The following is a 22,100-nucleotide window of genomic DNA, read 5'->3' on the forward strand; positions in this document are numbered from 1 at the left end:
TCGCCGACCTTGGTGCCTTGGCCCATCGCCCAGACTTTGACTTTCCAGGTGGTAAGATTCTCGGGCATGGTGAGGGCCACCTCGGCCTCCCCCTTGTCGTTCGTCTCGAGCGCCCCGACCCACAGGGCCGTATCGGCGAAACTCGAACGAATCGAGGGCTGGATCATTGGACGCGGTGGATCCATGCTGAACCTGATCGCGCCCGGCTGCACCATGCTCGTCACGTATTGCTCGAAGGAAAAGCCGATATCTTCCATCCAAGCTTTTTCGGGGTTTGCCCTGTTGTCGAATTCGCGCCACAGGTTCGTCTCTGTTTCCGGGTTGTGATCGCGTTTCCATCGCCAATAAAAGGCTTTGATGTTCTCGATGTTCGATCCGCCGGAGATGTATTCAACGGCTTTGTCGTAAATCGCCACAACGGCGGAGCCGACGATCGGTCGCCCGGCCAAATCGGTGAGCTTCAGCGCGATGGTGGCGGGCTGGTTCGGCCGGTATTCTTCGCGCGACGGCTGCACGGCGACATTCATCATTCGCGATTCCGGCGGCACGATGATCTGCCGCACTTCCGAATAGAGCCGGCCGTCGGCAATCGTCAGCCCTTCGACGAAGAAATTCGGCATGTCGCGCTTCAGCACTTGGATCGATTCGATCGCGGATTTTCCCGTGAGCCGCAGCAGCTTCGGCGGCAAATAGACGCCTCCCACCGGGCGGACGAACAGCAACACGGCCGAATCTGGCCGGGCCGTGTTGACCATCAGATTCATCGGCTGGTCGGGGGAATATTGCGGCCGATCGGGGATTAGTTCGAGATCGTCGAAGCGAAAATTCGAGCTGTCGACGCCTTGGCCGACGACGTCGAACAAACAGCCACCTTCGATCGAATGCTTCCGGTCGTCGGTGAGGTTGAAGGAAAGGCGGTATTGGCCCGGCTCGGAAGCCTTGATTTGCAGCGTCGCCCGGCCGTCGGGGCCGCTGGAAAGATTCCAATCGCGGACGACCGTTTCCTGCGGCTTGCCATTCTTGTAAGCGATCTTGGCGAGGCTTAACTTGCCGTCGCCGCGCACCGGTCGGCCGTCAAGCGATCGGGCGAAGCAATCGACTCGCACGACGTCGTCGACGTGATAGTAGCCGCGATCGACCCACACGACGACTTGAAATGGTCGCCGCGCCGCCAACACACTGCCGTTGCCCACCACCGTTTGCCGCGAAGCGTCGGTCACTTCGGCAGTGATCGTATATTGATGATCGCAATCCGGATGAATCGCCTTCGCGAGCGCGGTGTCGATGTCGATCGCCACGGTGCCATCGGAACCGATCGCGAGCGTGCGCTCGGCAACCACTTCAGGCTGCTCGATCGGCACGCCCGACCACGACGGCGACGGGCGCGGCGTGCACCAATCTGCCCAGCCGGGATACCAATCGCAATCGTAGCCGAGCCACCAATAGCCCGGGCCATACAGCCAGTCCCAATCGCCCGGCGGAAATGGCGGGGCGTCAAACCGGCTGCGGAGCACTTTGTATTTGACGGTCGCATGCGTCACGGGCGAGCCGAAATAGTATTTTGCGCGAATGGTTGCCTTGGCCCTTTGTCCCAGCACGAGCGGCTTGGCCGGCGCATCGATCGTCACTTCGAACTCGGGCTTTTTGTATTCCTCGACGCGGAAGCTCCCGCCGCCGAAATTGGCAAGCGAGAATTGATAGATGCCGAGCGTCGCTTGCGGCGGAACAACGAATTCTCCGTCGATCCCGCCATAGGCGTCGGTGGTGAGCGTCTTCGTGAGCAGCTTCGTGCCTTTCGGATCGCGAATCTCGACCGCGAAACTCTGATTGGCGAAATCCGAACCGTCGCGCTGATCGTATTTGGCGTGGCGAACCCAAAATTTGAATTTCACGGTCTGCCCCGGCCGATACACGGGCCGATCGGAAATCGCGAACACCTTCGTCTCGTTGTATTCGGCGTCGAGAAGATCGGGCGAGGCGATGTTCGTGAAGCCGAGGAAGGCAAACCGCGATTGCGGCGCCGTGGCGACAATAAGCCAGTCGAACTTCTGCTGGTCGGGCCGCGGCCGAACGATCAACTGGCCGTCGGCATCGGTGAAGTCGGCGAAATCGAGCGTCTCGACATCCGTCTTGCCGGAGGGCAACTGACGTTGCCGATAGCCGAACAGCTCGACGTTCGCCTTGGCGATGGGCTGACCGCTGGCCGCATCGGCGACATAGTAGAAGGTTCCATCGGCCAGCGGCTTCTTGACAATCACCGTGTTGTCGAGCCACACGAGGATCTGGCTCGTATTGCCGTCCGCGATCTGAGCCGACAGCAGATACGCGCCGGCGTTTTGCAGCGGCGTCGAGATCGTCGCGCGGCGATCGAGATGATGTTGCCGCGGCTTGAGTTCGAGATCCCACGAGGCGACTTTCGGGCCGATATATTGCTGCTGGTCGCTCTGGACGAGCCGCGCGCCGAGGTCGTGCAAATCGATCTGCGCGCCGTCGAACGGATGCGGGTTCGATTTCAAATAGGCTTTTACATCTTTGAACAGCTTGTCGAGCTTGATCGAATGGGCCTCGAAGCTCACCTGCCGGCTATTGCGGAAGCGGAAATCGACCGTGGCCGGCCTCCCCGCCGGCTGCGGCACGCCCGCTTCGAATCGGCCCCAATTGCCGACGATCTGATCGAGCCGCTCGCGGCGATGATTGTCTTTGCCAGGGCCATAATCGCGAATCGCCTCGAGCCAATAGTCGGCCGCGCGGTCGAGCTGGCCGCGATCTTCAAAAAGCGTCGCGAGCGCTTCGAGCGCTTCGGGAGCGCGGCCGGTTTGCGGCTCGGCCGCAATCTTTTGATAGATCTTGATGAAATTGAATTCCTCCGGCAGCTTGAACCGCCTGACGCCGGTGGCGAGCCGAGCGATCGTCTCCTCGTCGGAGAGGGTCTGCGGAGCGAGACCATTGGGGTCGGCCTTATTATCTTTCGCGGCGACACTCGCCTCGAAAAGCCGCGGATAATCGTCTCCCAACGTATTGACGCCAAACTGGCTCTGAAGGAACTGAGCCGTGGCAAAGCGAATCGCGTTCAATTGCCGCGGATCGACTTCCGCTGCTCGCGCGAGGGCCCAGCGCCAGCGCTCGCCATCGGTGGCGGCATCAGACCAGCGCTTCGGGGTAAAGTAGAAAATCGGCGTTCCATCGGCGTCGACCGGAGCCCCGAGGTTGTCGCCGGCCGACCAATGCAGATCGTAGTCCGGCAATTCTGAAAGATCGGTGAGCGATTGCAGTTGCCATGCTTGTGTCAGCGCTCGCCCAGATAAAAGGGCGTGCGCGAGATCGGTATAGAGGCCCGCGACTGCGGCATGCGACGGATCAGCATCGGCCAGTGGCATCGCGGCGACGAGAAGTTGCAAAGCGCGCACGCGGTCTCGCTGCGTCGCATCCGCCGACTGGCCGTCGCCGGCCGGGCTGCGAGATTTGCCGCGGTGAAACTTGCCGGCAACGATCGTGCCGAAATGGTTGAATCCCAAACAAGTGTTGGCGGCGGACCGGAGCAACCGCCAGTTTTTCGCATGCGTGCGAATTGCCGCTTCGCGAAAGTCGTCGAGTTCGTCGAGCCGGCCCAGTTCCTGCAGGGCGCGACATGCCAACGCCAGATCGTCGCCAGCCTGCCGCGGATCGTCGGCCGGATCGAGAACCAACCGTCGAAAGCCGTCGAAGGCATCCTTAAAATTGCCCGCTTCGAGTTGCTTCTTTAGGAGATCGCGCGATGGTCGCCCGACGGTTTGCGATCCGCCCATCGCGGCGATCCAACCGCTTGGAAGCAGGCCGGCCGCGAGCAAAGCGATCGCCAACAAGCGGGCGAAGCTGGTCGGCCGGCGGATGTCGCGTGGCGGATTCATGAATGGCTCGTCGGCCATGAGCGATTTTTCGGTGCCGTCGCCGTGGAAACTCGAACGAAAAGCCATGGCCCCGGGCTCACGCGCGCCGCGTTGTCGAGCTTGCCACGCGCGATCCCAATACGAATCACGCCCGGCCGAGGTTCGTCGGAATCTTTCGGTGCAGGGCGGCGTCGAACGGCCGGCGTGCTGGATTCGGCCGGTGCTAGCGGTTATTGTAAACGCAGTTCGCGTGCGTCCCGCCGGCTCGATCCCGCCTTTTTCCCGAAGGAACCGCCATGCATTTCGCCAGCCTCGCCAAGTTGTTCGCTTCCGTGATCGCGCTTGTCGGCCCCGCCCCGGCCGACCTGCCCAAGGACTTGCAATTGAAGCCGGGAGACCAGATCGTCGCGATCGGCGATTCGATCACGCAAGCCGGCGGCTATCTCATCGACGTCGATCAAGTGTTGGCCGCGGATTATCCCCAGTTGAAAATCCCCAAGATCATCAACGTCGGCATCAGCGGTCAGCATGCCGAACACATGGCCCCGAGGTTCAAGCACGACGTCGTCGATCGCAAGCCGCAGTGGGTGACGATTTCCGTCGGAATCAACGACGTGTGGCATCGGCTGGGCAAGCCCCACGATCCAAAGGTGCTCGAGGAATATACCAAGAACGTCACGAAAATGGTCGATCTGGCGCAGGCGGCCGACATCAAGGTGATTCTGCTTTCGCCGACGATCATCTTCGAGGATCCGAACAACGAAGGCAACACCCGATTGCTGCAATACATCGCGGCGGAAAAGAAAATCGCCGAAGCGAAGAAGTGCGAGTTCGTCGATCTCCACGCGATGTTCGTCAAGGCGCTGACCAAGAAGCCGGCCGATTTCAAAGGCAACTGGCTTACCGCCGATGGAGTGCATATGAAGCCGATGGGCGACGCCATCATGGCCCTCGGAATCCTGCGCGGCGTCGGCGTTCCGGATGCCAAGGTCGAAGCAGCACCGGCGGCGAGCAAGTAGGCGACGATCGATCAAGGTGAGGTGAGACGATGCGAATGTGCTCGGCGTTATCGTTTCCGGTTGTTTTGCTGCTTTGCGGCGCGGCGCGGACCGCCGAGCCGGCCGTCGGCACGGCCGGACTCGGCTTGGTGACAAAGTTTGTCTCAGCCGATTTCTGCGCTCAAGTCCATGTCGCTGTCGCTTGATCTCAGCGGCGATGCAATGCTGACAGGCACGCTCGTGGCCCAAAACGGCAACGCCGCCGAACACGTTCAAAAATTGATCCTCTCCGGTCGCGACATGCTTGCGGAGCTTTACCATCAGAACGGCGCGGCGGCTCTCGCCCAAGCTGGTCCTGGGATTCGCAGCGCTCTTGATGGGTTCATAATGCAATCGTCGCAGGGATTTACCGCGAAGGTTTCGCACGCTGCCGTGTCCCTGTCGCTTCCGTCCCCCAAGAATTTGCCGAATCTAGTCCGGGCCGCAGTTGCGCTCGTTGCAGGACCGGCAAACCCGGCGAAGTAGTCGGAGGCGCCGCACGCGGCTGCCGGCGTGCGCCTGGAAGCGTGCGCTCCGCCGTTTGGTGCCCTTGAGAATCGGTTGCGAAATATGGGATAAAGCGGCTAGAATGGGCTTGCCCGCCGGAAGCGCGCTTGTGGGACTGCTTCCGCCCGCCCCACCTTGATGCCAACGCGATTTCGATGCACCGCGGCTGACTTCCGCCTCGCTGCCGCGCATTTGGAGCGAAACCACCGATGGCCTTCGCGTTTCGGATTTCGCTCTCGCCGCGATCCAAATGGTTCGCGCTCTGCGCGGCTGTCATTCTCGGCTCAGTTTTAGCGGGTCCGGCGTCGCTGTTTGCCGGTGACATTCCGGCCGGCGATTTCTTCGAGGCCAAGATCCGGCCGCTGCTGGCCGCGAATTGCTATCAATGCCATGGCGATAAAAAGCAAGAATCCGACCTACGGCTCGATTCCCGGCAAGCGGCGATGAAGGGTGGTAGCGATGGGGCAGTGATCGTGCCGGGGCAGCCGGAGAAAAGCCTGCTAGTGCAAGCGGTTCGCTACCACGGCGACACGAAGATGCCGCCCAAGAAACCGCTGCCGGCCGATCAGGTCGAGACGCTGGCCACGTGGGTCAAGCTCGGGGCGCCGTGGCCCGATTCGCCGGCCGCCGGAGCGCCTTCGGCAAGCGGCGGCATCGCCGATCCGAAGCATCATTGGGCCTTTCAACCGGTGCGCGAGCCGGCGGCGCCGCGCGTGAAGAATGCGGCTTGGGTGAAGTCGCCCGTCGACGCCTTTGTCTTGGCGAAGCTCGAAGCCAAGGCGATTTCGCCGGCACCGCCAGTCGACCGGCCAACGCTGATCCGCCGGGCGACGTTCGATTTGATCGGCTTGCCGCCGACGCCGGCCGAAGTCGATGCGTTCGTTCACGATGCGACCCCCGATGCGTTTGCCAAAGTTGTCGACCGCCTGCTGGCATCGCCGCATTACGGCGAGCGCTGGGGCCGGTACTGGCTCGACGTGGCCCGATATGCCGACAACAAGGGCTACGTCGGCGACAACAAGAATCGCGAAATTCGCTACGCCTATTTGTATCGCGATTGGATCATCCACGCATTCAACAGCGATTTGCCTTACGATCAGTTTCTCGTCAAGCAAATTGCCGCCGATCGGCTGCCGCACAAAGATAACCTCGATCTGCCCGCGATGGGCTTGCTCACTGTCGGTCGGCGGTTCATCAACGATCGGCAATTGATTATCGACGACCAAATCGACGTGATCTCGCGCGGCATGCTGGGCCTGACGGTGACATGTGCCCGCTGCCACAACCACAAATTCGATCCGATTCCGACCGCCGATTATTATTCGCTCTACGGCGTGCTCAATTCGTCGGAGGAAAAGGAAGTGCCGCTCAAGCCGGGCTCGGCGGAAAAGGCGCTCATCGAAGAAGATCGGCCGCACCCGTCAAACTCGCACATTTTCATTCGTGGCAACTCGGGCAATCAGGGCGCGGAAGTGCCGCGGCAATTCTTGGAAGTGCTTTCCGGCCCCGATCGAAAGCCGTTTCACGACGGCAGCGGCCGGCTCGAACTGGCCCGCAAAATTGCCTCGGCCGACAATCCGCTCACGGCCCGAGTGATGGTCAACCGCGTTTGGCTGCACCATTTCGGGACCGGATTGGTCCGCACGCCGAGCGATTTCGGCGCCCGCAGCGATCCGCCGTCGAATCCCGAATTGCTCGACTATCTCGCCTCGCGGTTCGTGAAACAGGGCTGGTCGATCAAGCGGCTGCATCGAGCGATCATGTTGTCGAGCGTCTATCAGGAATCGAGCAACGGCTCGGCCAAGTCTGAATCGCTCGATCCGGAGAATCGGCTCTTTTCGCATTTCAACCGGCAGCGGCTCGATTTCGAAGCCATGCGCGATGCGCTACTTGCCGCGGGCGGCGAACTGGATGAAAAGATCGGCGGCCCCAGCATCGATCTGCTCAAGGAACCGTTCGTGCGGCGAAGGACCGTGTATAGCTATGTGGACCGCCAGAACTTGCAGGGACTCCTGCGGACATTCGACTTCGCTTCGCCCGATGCCCATAGCCCGATGCGGCACGTTACGACGATCCCGCAGCAAGCGTTGTTCTTGATGAACAGCCCGTTCGTGGTGCAGCAGGCGGAGCGATTGGCGGCCCGGTCGGAAATCGCTTCCGCGAGCGACACGGGGGAGCGGGTGCGGCGGATGTATCGCTTGGTTTACAGCCGAGAGCCGACGGCGGATGAAATCGCGCTGGCCCGGCAATATCTAGCCGCGCCGCCGCCGGGCGGAACTGGCGCGAAACCGCATCCCGACGACAAGCTGACCCCGTGGCAACGCTACGCCCAAGCATTGTTGATGACGAACGAGTTTGTGTACATTGATTGAGTGGAGGCGGACCACAATTTTTCGGACGGTGCGTTATGGCAAACGTTTCCTGCGAGCACATCGAGTTGGACAAAAACGGCGTTGCCCGAATTGCCGGCAGCCGGATCAAGGTGAACCACCTTGTGTTGATCAAGCGAATCGACAATGCGACGCCCGAGCAGATTCAGCAGTCGCTTCCACATCTGACGATGGCGGAAATTCATGCCGCGTTCGCGTACTACTACGATCACCAAGCGGAGATTGAGCGAGATATTACGTTCGCGAACGAGATGCGCGAGCAAGCGGGACCATCACCGATCGCGGCAAAGCTCCGTGCGATGGGCAAATTACCGTGACTTTGCAAATTTACATCGACGAAAATGTCGATGCTGCAATTCCTAATGGGCTCCGGCGTCGAGGTGTAGATGTCTTGACCGTGCAGGACGACGGTAATGCTGGCATGGAGGACACCGACGTTATCAATAGGCCGGGCGAGTTGGGCCGTGTCCTGTTTTCCAACGATTCCGATATGCTCAGGCAGGCGAACCGACGGCAGCGAGGCCTGGAGAATTTTTCTGGTGTGATTTATGCGCACCGGCTTTGGGTTCCAATTGGCCGCTGCGTTGACGATCTGGAACTTATCGCGAACATTTGCGAAACCGAGGAGTGTGCGGGGCGAGTTATTTATCTTCCGAAATAATAAATGCAGTCGGCAAATGCGAGAAGTTCATGGATCCGAAAGCGCGGCCCAATCATCGCGAGTATATCGAAGTGCTGCGGCGGATGACGCCGGGCGAGCGGCTTAAGAAGGCCTGCGAAATGTCCGATTTCGGCCGGCGGCTGTTTCGGGCGGGATTGCGGCAGCGCTTCCCGAATTTGTCGGAAGACGTCTTTCATCGCTTGTATCTTGACCGGCTCGACAAATGTCACAACACGAATTATTAGCCAAAGTGGTAAAAACGCTTGACAATGCGGGCATCCAATACATGGTTACGGGTTCGATGGCGTCGAGTGCTCAAGGCGAGCCGCGGTTCTCGTCGCGCTCGAGAAACAGCATGTTCGTGAGTTGCTGCGGTCTTTTCCTCCGCCGGAATATTATTTAAGCGAAACGGCCGCGATGACGGCGATTGAAAAGCTGCAGATGTTCAACTTGATCGATGTCGCGGGCGGCGAGAAGGTCGATTTCTGGCTGCTTTCCAACGAGCCGTTCGATCAAGCCAGGTTTGCACGCAGGCAATCGGTGGAGGTCGATCAACTCCAGTTTTACGTTTCGAGCCCTGAAGACACGATTCTGGCAAAACTGCGTTGGGCGAAGTTGTGCGGCCGGAGCGAGAAGCAGTTTACGGATGCGCTGGGCGTGTACGAATTGCAGCGGCCGGTGTTGGATTTGTCGTACCTCCATGAGTGGGTCGACCGATTGAATTTGCAAGAACTGTGGGCTCGCATCCAAAACGAAGCAGGCCCGACCGATTTACCGGATTGATTTCACCGAGTTGAATTTTGCTGAGAAAGGCCTTCGCCATGAACACCGAACCGCATATTAATCCGCCGGGTCTTTCGCGCCGCGATATGCTCTGCCGTTGCGGGGCCGGTTTCGGTGCGATCGCGCTCGTGGACCTGTTGGGCCAGACCGGGTTTTTTGCGTCTGCGGCACAGGCGGCCCAGGGCAACCAGGCAATCATTCCGATCAATCCGCTGTTGGCCCGGCCCTCGCCGCTGCCGGCCAAGGCGAAGCGGGTCATCCATTTGTTTCTCAACGGCGGGCCGTCGCATGTCGACACCTTCGATCCCAAGCCGTCGCTTGCCAAATATGCCGGCAAGAATTTGCCGATGAGCAATTTGCCCACCGAGCGGAAAACCGGCGCCGCGTTGCCGTCGCCCTATAAGTTCAAGAAATACGGTCAAAGCGGCATCGAAGTCAGCGAAATTTTCCCGCACGTCGGCAGTTGCATCGACGATATTTGCGTCATCCGCTCGATGCATGCGGATGTGCCGAATCACGAGCCATCGCTGGCGCTCATGAATTGCGGCGAAGGCCGGCAGATTCGCCCCAGTTTCGGCTCCTGGCTCACCTACGGCTTGGGCACGGAGAACCAAAACCTGCCGGCGTTCATCGCCATGTGCCCCGGCGGTTATCCGATTCAAGAATCGCAAAACTGGCAGGCCGGCTTCTTGCCCGGCATCTATCAAGGCACGTACATCGACAGCCAATTCACCGACATTGAAAAGCTGGTGCAATTCGTCCGCAATCGCTACAGTTCGCCTGCCGAGCAGCGCCGGCAATTGGACCTCGTGCAGGCGCTAAATCGCCGTCATGCCGCGGAGCGCCCCGGCGACGAACAACTCGAATCGCGCGTCCAATCCTTCGAGCTCGCCTACCGCATGCAAACGGAAGTGGCCGAGGCGTTCGATATCGAGCGGGAGCCGAAATACATCCGCGAAATGTACGGCTCCGGCACCCAGGCGCGGCAAATCTTGATCGCCCGGCGGCTGATCGAGCGCGGCGTGCGGTTCGTGCAAGTTTGGCACGGGCAAGGCCAGCCATGGGACAGCCACGACGATCTCGAAGTGCAGCATCGCCGGCTGGCGCAGCAGTGCGACCAGGCGATGGGAGCTCTACTGAAAGATCTCAAGCAGCGCGGTTTGCTCGAAGACACGCTCGTGATTTGCGGCGGCGAGTTCGGCCGCACTCCGACCGTGGAATTGCCGAAGAAGGGAAGCAACCAGGGAAAAGTGAACGGCCGCGATCACAACCACCATGGTTTCACGGTCTGGCTAGCCGGCGGCGGCGTTCGCGGCGGCCATGTCCATGGCGCGACCGACGAATTCGGCTTCAAGGCCGTCGAGAAGCCGGTGCACGTCCACGATCTGCACGCCACGGTGCTGCGGCTATTGGGCTTCGACCACGAAAAATTCACCTACCGCTACGCCGGCCGCGATTTCCGCCTCACCGATCTTTACGGGCAAATCGTCCCCGGCCTGATGGCATAACGTAGCAGGCACACTCCGTGTGCCGTTTGCCTCTCCTAGCGCGCTCGGCTGCCACAGTGCGCGGCGAGTTATAGCGGCGTGAAATGCATCGCGTTGTAGCGGCGCGGACGGCACACGGAGTGTGCCTGCTACAATGGGCGATCAATCGTTGTGATTTTGCACGTCGTCGGCCGCCGACGGTTCCGGGACGGCTTGATCCGGCCCATCGTCATCTGTGACCGTTTCCGCCTCGGCGTCCGGCTCGTCTTCCGTCCATTCGATGGCCTGGTTCGCGCAAACCAGCGCCAGTCGGCCGAGCAGGCGAAAATAGATGATGATCGCCGCAGTCGCCAGAACGGCCGCAAATGCGAATCGGGGCCATTCACCTTTCAGCCAAAGCGGCACACTCGTCAAGGCGGCAACTGTGATGACGATCGTCGATTCGCCATAGAACCAAATCCACGTGCCCGGCCGCTTGCGCAAGCAACGAAACACGGGCATTGAAAACGGCACGAACACCGATCCCGTCTCCAAGATCGAGAGCAGCACGAACGGAAACAATAGCACGATCGAAGGCGCGATGAACCAAAATTCCGGTACGGATTTTCCGCTCAGCCATGCGATCGTCACCCCCGGCAGTGCCGAGAGGAACAGCCCGACCGCCGGAAACACCAGCGACGGCAGGTCGTCGAGCACGAGCGATTCGGGCCAATTGTCGATGTGGTTCATGCCGGCCGCGGTGTCTTCGAGAATCGACGAGCCGACGGCCCAAGTCATGGCGATCCAAATAAATCCGAACAGAACGGCGGGCGCGAGCATCACCAGCGATCCGATGGCGATTCCGCTGGTCCAAAAATCGCGTCCCGCCGAATGCTGACTGAGCTCGATGATCCACCAGGCGAGCGTCAATTCGAGCGTCAGCGTGAATGCCAACTTGATCCATTGCGGCAGCACGTCGAGATAGAACGGGAATTCGAACACGCCGCTCAAGAACGCCCGATGCGGATCGGCAAGCGTCGCATGGGGCGTGAATTTCTCGGCCTTTTCGCTCGCCTTGGCGAGCTCGGCCTGGTGCTTTTTTTCTTCCTCTTCGGCCGCGGCTTCAATCACATGCTGCATCCGCGAACTTGCCGCCTCGGGCAGGTCGAGTTGCGGTTGCAACTGAAATTCGTGGTCGCGCTGCGGCGGCCGCTGGGATTGTGGCGGAGGAGCGAATGCCGCGGATGGCAACGGCGGCGGCAGCCCAACGTCGGGCGATCGGGCATCCGCGATGGAGTCGCCGGCCGGCTTCCGCGTCTCGACATGCGGCAACTCGACCGACGGCACTTGCAGGTGGGACGAAGTTTCGGCGCCGGCTGCGTCCGGATGAGGCACTTCCGTCGGCGGAATGAAATATTTCGGTCCCTCGGCTTGAGCCGCCTCAGAATGCTCGGCCGTGGCCGGCGCGGTCTCCGCTTGCCGATCCGTTAAATCCCCGAACAGCAAGGCATCGATCTCCGCGGCAACGTCGGCCGAGTGGGAAGCATCCACGGCGTGGGGAACAATCGTCGCCGTCGGATTGGATCCCAGCGGCGCGGGAGCGGGCGGTGGTGCGATTGTTTTCGGTGCGATGGAGACAACTCGCAACACCGCCCCGCACGTTGGACACTTGAGTCGTGTCCCGGGGCGGACTTGCGGCACCAGAACGCGCGCACCGCAGCCTGCGCACATCGTCGGCACCGCGATATCGCGAAAGGAAGCCATCGTCGAACGAGTTTGAGAAGCATCGAAGACGAGCCCGTCCGAATTCGACGGCCGCTGGCCCCCGGCCGTAGCGAACGTTCGCTAGCTACCGCGGGACGACACACTACCACGAGGCATCCGGCTACCGCGGAGCGCCCGGCAATCGCCTGGCGCTCGGGTCAGTCGGCGGCTTGTCCAACAGCAGGAATTGGAACAGATCAATCAATTCTTGCCGGCTCAACTGATTTTCCAAGCCCTCCGGCATCAACGATAGCTTGCTGATCGTGCTGGATTCCACTTCGCCGCGGGGAATCGTTTCCAGCTTGCCCCCCTGCAATTTAAGCACGATCCGTTGCGGGCTGTCCTCGACCGTCAGGCCAGTGAGCGCGCGGCCGCCGGTCGTTTGCACGATTCGGGCCTGATAACCGGCCCCGATCACGAGGCTCGGATCGAGCACGTTCGAGAGCAATTGATCGAACGATGCCCGGCCGTTGGAGGTGATGTCGGGCCCTACGTCTTGCCCCTCGCCGTAAATCCGATGGCATTGGGCGCAGATTTTTTTGAACACGGCCCAGCCGCGCATCGGATCGCCGTGGTTCTTCAGGAGCAATTCCTTCGTCTGCCTCGCGACTTGCTCGCGCTTTGGATTCCGCTCGGTGCGCACGCTGCCCCATTTCGCCAGCACCAACGCCGTGAGTTCCTTATCGTGGCTGGCGAGCAACCGTTGCACTTGGTTGACATTCAGTGCCGACGCGGGAATTTTCTTCTCGCCGATGGCCGTCAAAAGCGATTTGGCCCAAACGGCCCGTTGCGTGAGCAATTCGATCGCCTTGGGCTGCAAGTCGGGATCGAGCTTGCCGTATGCCGCCAAGACGGTTTCCGCGACGCGCGGGTCGTCGCTGTGTCCGAGCGACGCCAAAACCGATGCTCGCAATCCGGCAGAAGATTTCGCCGGGTTCTCCAAAATCGCCGCGACAGTTTCCAGCAGATCAGGAGCGCGGGCGCTGATGAGTGCTCCGAGCGCTTCGATACGCCGATTGTCCGCATAGCTTGCCGAGGAAAACACTTCGCGCACCGCCCTCAGTACGGCCGGCTTTGGATCTCCGAACGAAACCATCAGCAGCGCGACGTCGAGCCTGAACGGATTGCGCACGCCGTCGGCCGTTTTGGGGACGACAATCGAAAGCAAACTCGGCTCGAGCATCGTGCGCAAGTCGTTCAACTGCTTGCCGGCGATCTCGCGGGTTTGGATTTTTCGCGCCAACAGGGCCAGCGCATTTTTCGCCGCCACATTCGAGCTTGCATCCGAGGTGAGCAGCGTTTCGAAAAGCAACGCGATCGGGTGCGGGTCGGACTTGCTGTTCGCAAGGATTCGCTCGACCAGCCGCGGCATCAAGGCACTCAGCCCGGGCGATTTGCGGAGTGCAGCATCCTTGGCGATGCGATCGACCACCGCGGCCGCATGAGCTTCCAGCCGAGGTTGCAGATTTTGCCACACGATCGCCGGAATCAGCGGATCATCGCCGGCATTTGCGAGCACGTCGAGCAGCAAGGTTTCCGGATTCGGGCCATCGAGTTTTCCGGCTGCAATCGCCACTTGCAGCTTCACATCCGGCGACGGATCGGCCGCTAACTCGAATATTTTTGGAGCAAATCGCCAGTCAAGGCGGTTGAAATTTCCAGTTGCCCTAACGCCCCATGCCCGGATGCTCGGATCTGCGTTCGATAATAGCTGAATTTGAAAATCGAGGTCGAGCGAACCGCTGCCGATCAGCGCCCAAAGGGCTTGCAACCGTGCTTTGTGTGGCGCGGATTTGTCGAGCACCAATTTTTCCAGCATCGGCCGCGAGGGAGCGCTCTTCGCCTCGCCGCGCTCGGCCAACACGCGTCTGGCTGTCTGGCGAAAATAAATGTTGCCGCTCTTCAGCCGTTCGACGAGTTGCTCATCGGTCTCTTTCGCGAGATCAAACAGCCCGGCCGGCGGCGTGTTCTTGTATCGCAGCCGGTAGAGCCGGCCGTATTTCCGATCGACGCCCGCTGGATCGCGGCTGGCGTCTTGGTAGCAGTGGTACCGGTCGTACCAATCGAGGATATAGAGGCAGCCATCGGGGCCGATCCGCTGCACCACCGGCATGAACCACACGTCGTTGGCGGTGAGCAAATCGGGAGCCGGCGTTGCCCGGTACGTCGAGCCGTTGCGATGCAGTTGGTCGACATTGAGGCAATTGCCGTGGATATTGCCCATCACCAGTTTGTCGCGATAGGCCGGCGGAAATGCGTCGCTATCGAGATACACCAGCCCGCAATACGCGGCCTTCTGATGGCGGAAATTGACGATCGAACCGAGTTCCCAGGTGAACGGTGGATATGGGCCGCCCTGGCGATGGTAGTAGCCCGTCTCAGTCAGATGCCAGAGATGATCGATCACGCAGGCGCTGACGAACGCGCTCCCTTCCGCATCCCACGCCAATCCCCAAGGATTGCTCGTGCCCTGGCAGAAAAGATCGAACTTTCGCGTGCGAGGATCGATGCGATAGAGAGCGCACGTGAATCGTAAATCGCGATCGCCCTGCTTGATGTGGGCTTCGTTGAACACGCCGTTGAGGCCGTAGAGATCGCCGTCGGGGCCCCAGGTGAGATTGTTCGGCACCTCGTGCGTGTCATAACGGCCGAATCCGGTCACGACGACTTCGCGCTTGTCGGCCTTGCCCGTCCCCTTCGTGTCTTGGAGAAACAAGATGTCGGGCGAATCGGCCACCCACACGCCCCCATGCCCGACCGCAATGCCCGATGGAATATTCAAGCCATCGGCAAACGTCGTGATCTTGTCGAATTTTCCATCTCCCTTGGTCGATTCGAGCACTTTGATCACGTCGCGACCCGGCCCGGCGTCGTGCCGCGGATACTCGAAACTTTCGGTGATCCAAATTCGGCCGCGCTCGTCGAACGTCATGGCCACGGGATTGACGATGTCGGGCTCGGCGGCCACGAGTTCGACCGAAAAGCCTTCCGGCACGACCATCCGCTTGATGGCGTCTTGCGGCGAGAGCGCCGGCCCCGGCGGTTTGTCCTGCGCCCACGGGAGCGGCTCAGCGGCGCTGGCCGTCAAAGAGCGCGACGCAACCGCAAGAAAAATAACCAACAAGACGAGCAGTCGTGAGCGTTTGGGCATGGCAACTTCGACGGAGGGTGGGAAAGTTAGAACGAGTTTTGCCGTTTGGGCTTTGATTATGAATGCCGTGCCGTCGCACGGCAAGCAACAGCGCATCGGCTGCATACGCTGAAATTCCGCGACGCCGGCTGCGATTAGCTCGCTACGAAGCGGCCGCGCTTGGCCGCGGTGTCGACGACGCGGCATACGAAGTCATCGTACTCGATGCCGCCGGCGCGCAGCGCTTTTGCCAGTCCGGCCCGCGGACCAGCATCCGGATTGGCGTTCACCTCGAGCACGAAAATCCGTCCCGCGCGATCCACTCGCATATCGACGCGGGCATAATCGCGGCAACCCAACAGGCAGAACGCCCGCCGCGCCGCATCGGCGATTACTTGCCCGAGCGCCGGCTCGACTTCGGCCGGACAGCGAGCTTGCGTTGCTCGATCTTCGACTCCCTCCATGTCCCATTTCCCCTGATACGTGACGATCGGCCATCGCAGTGGGCCGCCGAGCTGGAATTCTATCTCTGCAAGCGGCAATACCCGCGGCTCGGGCAGCGCGACAACGCCGATATTGAATTCGCGTCCATCGATGTAGCGCTCGATCAATGCGGCGCCAAAGCCGTCGGTGATCATGGCCGTTTGGCGCTCGACGGCCGGCCAATCCGTGGCGACGCTGTCGTGATCGATCCCAAGGCTCGCATCTTCGCTGGCCGGCTTGACGAACAGCGGTCCTTCGGCAAGCCAGTCCATCAACTGCTTTGCGGGAAGCGGTTCATCACGGCCGACGCGCACGAACGGCGCCGTCGGCAGGCCGGCCCCGGACATCAGCCATTTGGCCCGCGCCTTGTCGCGCCCCAGAGCCAGGCATTCCGGCGGCGAGCCGGTGTAGGGGATTTTGAATGTTTCCAGCAGTCCGGCCACGTAAATTTCGCCGGCCGTCGTGCCGCCGAATTCTTCGCAGAAATTCACGATCACATCGGGCCGCCGCGACTCGACAGCGTCGATCAGATCGCTGAGGCTGTCGGCCAATGCAAATTCGCCGACGGCATGCCCGGCCGCCAAAAGAGCCGACCGAAATGCCGCCACCGATTCCAGCACACCCGCTTCTTGGTCATAGGCTGGATGGCCGGGCGACCTCGCGGGCTGGTTGTAGAGGATGATTATTTCCACGGACAGTTAGCACTCTACGATTCGTTCTTCGCTGCCGCTCTTGGCATCGTGCCACACTAGCCCGAAGCGTAAGCGAGCCACTGAGACTTACCCTCGCTAACGCTTCGGGCTATTGTTTCGCAACATGTCCGCAATTCCTGGCGATATGAATGGTCCGGCTTAAATCTGCTCGGCCACCGCTAAATCTGCCCAGCAATGGCGTTTTCCGCAAGCCGTTCCATTGCCGCTTGCACGATCCGCCCGATCAGGTCCGGATATTCGACGCCAACCGCACGGGAGATGATCGGCAAATCGCTGGTCGCAGGGTTGAGCCCCGGCAACGGGTTCACCTCGAGGAAATACGGCACGTGGTTGCGCAGCCGGAAATCGATCCGGGCCACGTCGCGGCATCCCAAGGTGCGCCAAACGGCCAGTGCCGCTGTTTCGACCGCTTGCAGATCGCTTGCCGAGAGCCGGGCCGGGCATTCGTAGCGCACCAGATCCATGTTGCGCTTCACTTCCAAGCTATAAATGAACGGCCGGCCGTGGGCATCTTTGGGCACCACGCGCATCACGCCGAGCACCTGCCGCGGCCGATGGCCGACGACGCCGACGGTCAACTCGTCGCCGTCGATGAATTCTTCGACGAGCACTGGTTGGCGATAATGGGTCACCATCTGTTCGACGACTTCCACGAGCCGATCGGAATCTTCGACCAGGTTCGTCTGATGGATGCCTTTGCTCGAGCCTTCGCAGGCCGGCTTGACGATCACCGGCAGGGGCATCGTCGTGAGCCGGCGGCGGATGTCGACCGTTTCGTCATCCGCTTGGCCGTCGGCCTGGAAACGATGGTCGACCACGAGCCAATCGGGTGTTGCCAGGCCTGCCCCGCGGACCAACTGCTTCGCGCATGCTTTGTCGAGCGTTGCCGAGAGCGTCAGCGGGTCGGAACCGGTGTAGGGGATGTCGAGCATTTCAAGCACTGCGGGAACGCGCGCTTCACGCGATCGGCCGCTGCCGGTGCCCTCGGCAAAATTGAAGACTAGATCGGGCCGGCTACCTCCGACCAACCGCCGCAAGAGCGGCAGGCCGTCGCCCAAGAGCTCGACCTCATGGCCGAAGGATTCCAGCGCGCGGCTGATTGTTTGAATCGTTTCCGGCGAATCGAATTCCTCTTCGGCGTCGTCGATCCAATTTGCGGTCGAGTTTGCCGGGTCGTGAGAATTGGAGGAGGACGAATGGGGGCTGGAGGTGCGGAGATTGTAGGTGAGGCCGATTTTCACGTTCGTGTCGCTCCTGTTGCGGCGCGTTTGCCCTGCGAAGCTCCTGCTCCGCCGAAGGGTTCATCGTATAAAACGTTGGCGGGTGTACAAGCCCCGCGGATTGCCAGGACGGCGGCGCCGCTGATTGCATTGCGCGGGGGAAGCCCAGGGAAGGCCAGGAGAGATCATTCTATTGGCGCGGCGGGGCCGGGGCCTTCCCTGGGCTTGGGGGAGTTTGTATGTGCGGCGCGACTATTGGAAGTCGCGCGAGTGGGTGCGAATTTCATTCACGCGGTCGTTCATGTTCTCCAATCGCGACACCAACACATGGATCACCCCTTTTTGATTCTGCAACCGGCCGGCGGCGATGAAAGCGGGAGCGGTTCGGGCGACGGTGTAAAATCGCTCCCATACGTCGATCCGCACGATGAGATTGGCCGTGCCTGTTTCGTCTTCCAAAGTGACGAACGTGATTCCCTTGGCCGTGGCCGGTCGCTGGCGAACCAACACCAAGCCCGCCACACGCACGAATCGGCCATCCTCCAAGCTCGCCAGTTTCGTGGCCGGAACGACGCGCAGCCGATCCAATTCGCGGCGAAAGAACGCGATCGGATGCGATTTGAGCGATAGGCCGGCCGTCTGGTAGTCGGCAAAAACCTCTTGCCGGCCATCCATCGCCGGCAGCGCGAGCGGCGGTTCGCTGTCGGCCAATTTATCGAACAGCGGAAATGTCTCTTTGGCATGCGCCGGCCGCAATGCCTGCCAGAGCGATGCGCGGCGGTTCAACTTCATCGATTCAAACGCGTCGGCCCGCGCCAACCGCTCGACCACCGACGGCCGCACGCCACTGCGACGGCTGAAATCGTCGATCGAGCGAAATGGAGCAGGGGGACCGTCCCCTTTTGCGGAGTCCGCGGAGCGGGGACTGTCCCCTTTTGCGGAGTCCGCGGAGCAAAAGGGGACCGTCCCCTTCGAGGAGCGGGTGGCGAAGAAAAAGGGGGCAGAGCACAGGTGCCGGGGGCCAGAGGCGAGAGTGGCGGGGGCCGGTTTGCCATCGCGAGCGGCTTCGATCAATAGCGCTTGCGCCTGTGGCAGGCCGACGACCATTCGCAGGCCCAAGCGGATCGCCTTTTCGGTTTGCCACTGGCAAGCGCAGTCTGTCAGTGCCGATGGCGGCGGCGCGGGTTCAACGCTGGCAGACTGCGCTTGTGTGCCACTGGTTCCGCCAGTGCATTTGGCACGATCACGTTCCACACACGGCACTGGCAGAGCCAGTGGTACACGGCGCGATTCCTGAGAATTTTGGGCGTTGCCTAGTGCACCCTCGCTAGCGCTTCGGGCTAACGTGGCATCGTCGCTAGCGCTTCGGGCTACTCGGGCGTCTTCCAGTTCCTGACCCCTGATCCCTGCCCCCTGTCCCCTATCCTCCTCGTCTTCCAGCGTGCAATCCCAGCGGCTGTGGTTTACGTCGATCGGACGGACTTCCACGCCATGCTCGATCGCATTACGCACCAATTGGGCCGGCGCGTAAAAACCCATCGGCTGGCTGTTGATGAGCGCGGCGCAAAACGCCGCTGGATAGTGGAATTTCAGCCATGCCGAGACATACGCCAACAGCGCGAAGCTGGCGGCATGCGACTCGGGAAATCCATATTCGCCGAATCCGCGGATTTGCTTGAACAATCGCTCGGCGAATTCTTCCGACAACCCACGGGCCCGCATCCCTTCGAGCAGCTTAACGCGGAAGCCGTCGATCACGCCGGGCCGCCGCCAGGCCGCCATCGCCCGCCGCAATTGGTCGGCCTCGCCCGGCGTGAAGCCGGCCGCGACGACGGCCAATTGCATCGCTTGCTCTTGAAACAGCGGCACGCCGAGCGTTTTTTCCAACACGGCCCGAATCGCGTCGTTCGGATATTCGATCGGCTCTTCGCCGGCCCGCCGCCGCAGATACGGATGCACCATGTCTCCCTGGATCGGCCCGGGCCGCACGATCGCCACCTCGATCACCAGGTCGTAGAAACGATTGGGCTGCAGCCGCGGCAACATGCTCATCTGGGCCCGGCTTTCGATCTGAAACACGCCCATCGTGTCGGCGCGGCAAATCATCCCATACACTTCGGCGTCGCCTTCGGGAATGTCGGCCAGCGTCAGCCGCCGGCCTGTTGAAAAAGGGGACGGGCTCCGAGCGACCGACGGGTGTTGCTGCGGTTTGTGCGTTGCCGCGAGGTGCCCATCCCCTTTTTCAACAGGTTGGTATGTTGAAAAAGGGGACTGGCTCCGAGCGACCGCCGAATGTTGTTGCGGTTTGTGCATTGCCGCGAGGTGCCCGTCCCCTTTTTCAACAGGTTGATAGTGTTGCTCGATGAGGTCGAAGCATTTGTGAATCGCCGTCAGCATGCCGAGCGAAAGGCAATCGACTTTCAAAATGCCCAGTTCGTCCAAGTCGTCTTTGTCCCATTCGATCACGGTACGATCTTCCATGGCGGCATTTTCGATCGGCACGATTTCGCAAAGCGGCCCCTCGGTGATCACCAGCCCGCCGACGTGCTGCCCCAAATGCCGCGGGAAGCCCAGCAACTCGCCGACCAGCCCCAAAAGCTGCCGGCCGATGGGCGATTGCGGATCGATGCCGGCCGCGGCGCAGCGCTCCGCCGGAAGCCGACCGTGGTTGTCGAGCGTTTTACAAAGCGCATCGACGCGATCCAACGACAGCCCGAGCGCCTTGCCGACATCGCGAGCCGCCGAGCGCGGCCGATACGTGATCACTTCGGCCGTCATGCCGGCCCGTTCCCGGCCATATTTTTGATACACATATTGGATCACCTCTTCGCGCCGCTCGTGCTCGAAATCGACGTCGATATCGGGGGCTTCATTCCGTTCGCGGCTGATGAACCGCTCGAAAAGCACATCCATGCGCTCGGGATCGACCGAGGTGACGCCCAGGCAAAAGCAGACGGCCGAGTTGGCCGCCGAACCGCGTCCTTGGCAAAGAATTTCCCGCGATCGAGCAAACATCACGAGGTCCCACACCGTGAGAAAATAGGCTTCGTAGCGCAGTTCCGCGATCAATCGCAATTCGTGTTCGAGCAGCTTCCGCACCTTTTCCGGCACTCCGCCGGGATAGCGATTGCCGGCCCCCTCCCAAGTCAGCCGAGTGAGATATTCCAGCGGCGTTTGCCCCGCCGGGGCCAGTTCTTCGGGGTATTCGTAGCGCAGCTCATCCAAGACAAACGTGCATCGCTCGGCCACCTCGACGCTGCGGCGCACGGCGGCGGGCACGCGGGCAAACAGCTCGCGCATTTCTTCCGGCGATTTCAAATGCCGGGCCGCATTGGGAAACAACAGCTCGCCCGCTTCCGCCACGGTGCAGCCCGCTCGCGTCGAAGCCAGCACGTCGGCCAATGCCCGGCGCGAGGGATGATGAAAATGCACGTCGTTGGCGGCCACCAGCGGTAGCCGGGCTTTTTGAGCCAGGTGAATCCGCTCTTCGAGCACGCGATCGTCGTTCGGCCCCCGATGCAGCTCCGCCAACAAATAACACCGATCGGCGAATATCTCGCGGTATCGCGAGAGCTGTTGCAAGAATGCCGGGTGCCACTCTGTGGAATCGGTAATAGTGCCCACCACCAGGCCGAGCAATCCTTCGGCGTGGGCGGCGATATCGTCGAGCGTGAGCCGGCACTGGCCTTTGGGAGCGTTTCGCCGGCCGACCGTGATCAATCGCGACAGCCGGCCGTAGGCTTTGCGATCGGTCGCCAACACCACAAGCGGCGGCGCATCGATGGGCGTGAGTTCGGCGCCGATAAGCAATTTCAACTTTGCTTGCTTGGCGGCTCCCCAGGCCCGCACCACTCCGGCCAAACTGTTTCGATCGGTAATCGCCAATGCCGAGTAGCCGAGCTCCGCGGCGCGATACACGAGTTCATCGGGATGCGAGGCCCCTTCGAGAAACGAGAAATTCGTTTTGCAATGCAATTCGGCATAGGAAACGACCGTCTGCCGCGGCACCGGTGAAACGGGCGGCGTATCGGCGAGTTGTCGGCGATTGCTGTCGGGTTGCTCAGGCATGGGGGGAAGGCT

At 61.1% G+C, this 22,100-nt stretch carries 14 protein-coding genes; 8 read left to right on the forward strand and 6 right to left on the reverse strand.

Annotated features, from left to right (window positions below):
* Positions 1-3,953 (reverse strand): MG2 domain-containing protein (locus VHX65_01740; protein HEX3997248.1); only part of this gene is annotated, 3,953 nt, incomplete at its 3' end.
* Positions 3,954-4,162: 209 nt separating this feature from the next.
* On the opposite strand from VHX65_01740, the gene VHX65_01745 reads away from it, so the two are divergent.
* From VHX65_01745 to VHX65_01780, 8 genes are all read left to right on the forward strand, one after another.
* Positions 4,163-4,885: an SGNH/GDSL hydrolase family protein gene (locus VHX65_01745; GenBank protein ID HEX3997249.1), complete on the forward strand. Its 723-nt coding sequence runs from the start codon at positions 4,163-4,165 to the stop codon at positions 4,883-4,885.
* Positions 4,886-5,053: 168 nt separating this feature from the next.
* A complete protein-coding gene (locus tag VHX65_01750) occupies positions 5,054-5,389 on the forward strand; it encodes a hypothetical protein (protein ID HEX3997250.1) in 336 nt (111 codons plus the stop codon).
* Between the two features lie 230 nt (positions 5,390-5,619).
* Complete coding sequence (locus tag VHX65_01755; GenBank protein ID HEX3997251.1) at positions 5,620-7,782, forward strand: PSD1 and planctomycete cytochrome C domain-containing protein; 2,163 nt, start codon at positions 5,620-5,622, stop codon at positions 7,780-7,782.
* A 35-nt stretch (positions 7,783-7,817) separates the two neighbouring features.
* A complete protein-coding gene (locus VHX65_01760) occupies positions 7,818-8,117 on the forward strand; it encodes a DUF433 domain-containing protein (GenBank protein HEX3997252.1) in 300 nt (99 codons plus the stop codon).
* Positions 8,114-8,461 (forward strand): DUF5615 family PIN-like protein, encoded by a 348-nt coding sequence (locus tag VHX65_01765; protein ID HEX3997253.1) that lies wholly within the window; start codon positions 8,114-8,116, stop codon positions 8,459-8,461. Before VHX65_01760 ends, VHX65_01765 begins: the two co-directional genes overlap by 4 nt.
* 29 nt (positions 8,462-8,490) lie before the next feature.
* A complete protein-coding gene (locus VHX65_01770) occupies positions 8,491-8,706 on the forward strand; it encodes a hypothetical protein (GenBank protein HEX3997254.1) in 216 nt (71 codons plus the stop codon).
* Between the two features lie 172 nt (positions 8,707-8,878).
* Complete coding sequence (locus tag VHX65_01775; GenBank protein HEX3997255.1) at positions 8,879-9,244, forward strand: hypothetical protein; 366 nt, start codon at positions 8,879-8,881, stop codon at positions 9,242-9,244.
* Between the two features lie 38 nt (positions 9,245-9,282).
* Positions 9,283-10,752, forward strand: a complete 1,470-nt coding sequence (locus tag VHX65_01780; protein HEX3997256.1) for a DUF1501 domain-containing protein — start codon at positions 9,283-9,285, stop codon at positions 10,750-10,752.
* Between the two features lie 141 nt (positions 10,753-10,893).
* Here the strand turns inward: VHX65_01780 and VHX65_01785 are convergent, their stop codons facing one another.
* The 5 genes from VHX65_01785 to VHX65_01805 form a co-directional block, all read right to left on the reverse strand.
* Positions 10,894-12,261, reverse strand: a complete 1,368-nt coding sequence (locus VHX65_01785; protein HEX3997257.1) for a hypothetical protein — start codon at positions 12,259-12,261, stop codon at positions 10,894-10,896.
* A 334-nt stretch (positions 12,262-12,595) separates the two neighbouring features.
* On the reverse strand, positions 12,596-15,625 hold the full coding sequence (locus tag VHX65_01790) for a PVC-type heme-binding CxxCH protein (protein ID HEX3997258.1): 3,030 nt from the start codon (positions 15,623-15,625) through the stop codon (positions 12,596-12,598).
* Positions 15,626-15,759: 134 nt separating this feature from the next.
* Complete coding sequence (locus VHX65_01795) at positions 15,760-16,779, reverse strand: hypothetical protein (protein HEX3997259.1); 1,020 nt, start codon at positions 16,777-16,779, stop codon at positions 15,760-15,762.
* Positions 16,780-16,958: 179 nt separating this feature from the next.
* Positions 16,959-18,041: an ATP-grasp domain-containing protein gene (locus tag VHX65_01800; protein HEX3997260.1), complete on the reverse strand. Its 1,083-nt coding sequence runs from the start codon at positions 18,039-18,041 to the stop codon at positions 16,959-16,961.
* 231 nt (positions 18,042-18,272) lie between these two features.
* Complete coding sequence (locus tag VHX65_01805) at positions 18,273-22,088, reverse strand: error-prone DNA polymerase (protein HEX3997261.1); 3,816 nt, start codon at positions 22,086-22,088, stop codon at positions 18,273-18,275.
* Between the last annotated feature and the right edge of the window lie 12 nt (positions 22,089-22,100).

The sequence above is a fragment of the Pirellulales bacterium genome (assembly GCA_036267355.1).
Lineage (GTDB): Bacteria > Planctomycetota > Planctomycetia > Pirellulales > DATAWG01 > DATAWG01.